This is a genomic window from Rhodococcus marinonascens NBRC 14363, from assembly GCF_001894885.1.
GTDB lineage: Bacteria > Actinomycetota > Actinomycetes > Mycobacteriales > Mycobacteriaceae > Rhodococcus_F > Rhodococcus_F marinonascens.
Map to the genome: position 1 here is coordinate 1 of NZ_BCXB01000099.1, position 2,993 is coordinate 2,993.

Annotated in this window: 2 protein-coding genes; both read left to right on the forward strand. The window is 66.2% G+C overall.

Features of this window, described 5'->3' with window-relative positions; genetic code table 11:
- The first annotated feature begins 315 nt into the window (after positions 1-315).
- The gene (locus RM2_RS22885) at positions 316-912 is read left to right on the forward strand and encodes a hypothetical protein (RefSeq protein WP_072691744.1); all 597 of its coding nucleotides are present in this window, start codon (positions 316-318) and stop codon (positions 910-912) included.
- Positions 913-1,341: 429 nt separating this feature from the next.
- Positions 1,342-2,190: a beta-propeller fold lactonase family protein gene (locus RM2_RS22890; protein WP_245814110.1), complete on the forward strand. Its 849-nt coding sequence runs from the start codon at positions 1,342-1,344 to the stop codon at positions 2,188-2,190.
- Positions 2,191-2,993 lie beyond the last annotated feature (803 nt).

Sequence of the window (2,993 nt, forward strand, 5' to 3'; positions counted from 1 at the left end):
GGACCTTCCCGTTCCGGGTGGCGATCACCCCGGACGGAACCCGCGCCTACGTCACCAACCAAGGTGACGCCACGGTGTCGGTGATCGCCATCGACCAGTGCCTCGGCTCGCTGTGCATCGATTTCGGTTCGTTGACAGGCAGCGGCTCGGGAGCAGGCAGCGCGTTCAGCTGACACCCGCACCGTGAAGCCGCATGAGGCCGCCACCCCGACCGTGAGGGTGGCGGCCTCATGCGGTTCGTTGGCGTGGCTCGGTGGCGGTCCCGTGAACCGGCAGCCCAACAGGTCGTCGTGCACAGACCGGCCTTCCTGGAGGATGCCCCAGGTTCCGGGGAACTTCGGTGGCGGCCCGGTGACCATCACTCTCACTCTCATCCACAAAGCGAAGTGTCCGGACACCCCGGGGAGATTCAATTCAGGACGCGGTGATCGTGCAGAGCACGACCTTCTGAGGTCCACCCTCACGTCGTGGGTGCGGCATCTGTGCGAGTCCAGGGCGATGACGTACCAAGGGCCTGCCGGGACTGCGGGTGCGGCGCTGTGGCTGGCCGAACACGTCACCAGTCTCGCGATGACCGAGGGCTGCGAGGAGGCCCGCGATGAAATCGAGCACGCGATGGGCCAGTGCCGGCGGGCGTGCGACCGGCCCGACGAGGATCACGCGAGACTGCCGCTGGACCCACACGGCGAGGCGCTCGTCTACGGCTTGGAGCTCAACGCGAAGGCGTGTGCAGACATGGCCCGTTCAAAGGGCGTCGAGGGGCTCACCAAGCGTCGCGTGCTGTACCTCGTCGACGCCGAGGCGGTGAAGCCGCTGAGGACGGTCAAGGTCGGCAAGTGGAAATCTCCGATCCTGCGACTGGGTGAGGTTGTCGCAGCGCACCGGAAGTTGTCGACACCCGAAAGCGCCTGACCTGCAACGGCCACCGGGCGTGCTACGCTCCGCCTGGGCGTGAGTGTTATGCAGAGATGCAGACCTCGCGCCTTTGTCGTCTCACCGGCAACCCTGTTCGGCGCAGTCGGTGAGACCTTCCCGTCCAGGGGCGCGCCTGGATTCCCGATGCAACCCCGCCTGCTCGCCGCCGCCGCACCCTCAGGGAAGCGCACGCCGCGAGCCCGACACATCGGCACCACCGCGCATCAGCTCCGGTCGGTCAACTCCACAGGTCCGAGTGTCCGATCATGCCTAGTGCGGCCTCGTGTGGCCGTGAGGGTTCCGACGGATTCCGTATCGAGATCAGAATCTGGCTGTTAGCCTCCGATGGGCTGATGGTCGGATCCGACCACCAGGTGTTCCACTGCACGGTTGATCCGTTTTGTTCCTCTGAGACAGGAGAAAAATGTGAATCACCCCACTGGTTTTCGCGGTTACCCCATAGTCAGGGGACGCAGCCGACGTCTCGTGCTCGGGTTGACCGCTACTTTCGCAATGGTGCTGGGTATGGCCGGTATGGGGGCGGCGACCGCGGCAGCGGATACCGTCATCGACACCGTCCCGGTCGAGGACAGTCCGGACGGGGTGGCGATCACCCCGGACGGGTCCTTCGCCTACGTCACCAACAATGGTGACGATTCGGTGTCGGTGATCGACACCGTCACCAACCTGGTCGTGGCCGGGCCCATCGCGGTCGGAGCCAACCCGCGGGAGGTGGCGATCACCCCGGACGGGGCCTTCGCCTACGTCGCCAACAACGGTGCCAACACGGTGTCGGTGATCGACACCGTCACCAACCTGGTCGTGGCCGGGCCCATCGTGGTCGGGAACAACCCGGTCGGGGTGGCGATCACCCCGGACGGGGCCTTCGCCTACGTCACCACCAATGGTGCCAATTCTGTGTCGGTGATCGACACCGTCACCAACCTGGTCGTGGCCGGGCCCATCGCGGTCGGGACCTCCCCGGTCGGGGTGGCGATCACCCCGGACGGGGCCTTCGCCTACGTCACCAACAGCGGTGCCGATTCTGTGTCGGTGATCGACACCGTCACCAACACCGTGTCCACGACCATCCCCGCCGTCGGGGCCCTCCCGTTCGGGGTGGCGATCACCCCGGACGGGGCCTTCGCCTACGTCACCAACAGCGGTGACGACACGGTGTCGGTGATCGCCATCGATCAGTGCGCCGGATCGTTGTGCTTCGATTTCGGTTCGTTGACCGGCAGCGGCTCGGGTGCGGGCAGCGCGTTCAGCTGACACCCGCACCGTAGACACCGATTGATGCCGCCACCCCGACCGTGAGGGTGGCGGCATCCTTCGGGTTGTCGACGTGACCCGGCGGCGGTCCGCGGTGAACTGTGGCGGACTACCGGGTCGATCGTGCACGGGCCGGCCAGCCACTACAAACAATTACCGGCGGTTCGTCAAGATCGGCTTCGCTTCGAACCTGCCCGGCCCGGCCGCGTTCATACCCACCAGAGATGACCCTGCTCGCGGTAGAACACGGCACCATGAACGTGGAAAACCGAGTGGCATAGCGAGTTCGAGCTACCGGTGCCCATGGCCGCGAATGGTATCGGCCCAAGCCGTGGTTGATGGAGCACATCGAGAAGGTCGCGCAGAACGGTAGCGGCACCCGGTGGGATGAGGGGGATGGCGGCGGAAAGAGACGCGCGATCGAAAGCGAAACCTGAACCGCGATACTGGCAGTGAAATCTGCTGGAGTCGGTTCTGCGCCACACGTGTCCCTCGGACCGTGTGGCTCAGTCGTCTTACCGGCAACCCTGTTCGGCGCCGCCGGTGAGACCCCCCCGGTCCAGGGGCGCGCCTGGATTCCCGATGCAACCCCGCCTGCTTGCCGCCGCCGCACCCTCAGGGAAGCGGCCGCCGTGAGCGCGACACATCGGCACCAACGCGCATCGTAGTCGGGTCAGGATCCGAAGGCGTTGCCCAACGATCCTGTGCTGACAGGCTCGTCGGTGCCACCGCCGTCGTCGGTGCCACCACCGTCGTCGGTGACAGTGACGGTGACGGTCTCGGCCGTCGAACCGGTACGGCCC

Excerpts from the sequence above, each read along its gene's own strand:
- RM2_RS22885 (WP_072691744.1), top strand. The coding sequence starts at position 316 with ATGCCCCAGGTTCCGGGGAACTTCGGTGGCGGCCCGGTGACCATCACT.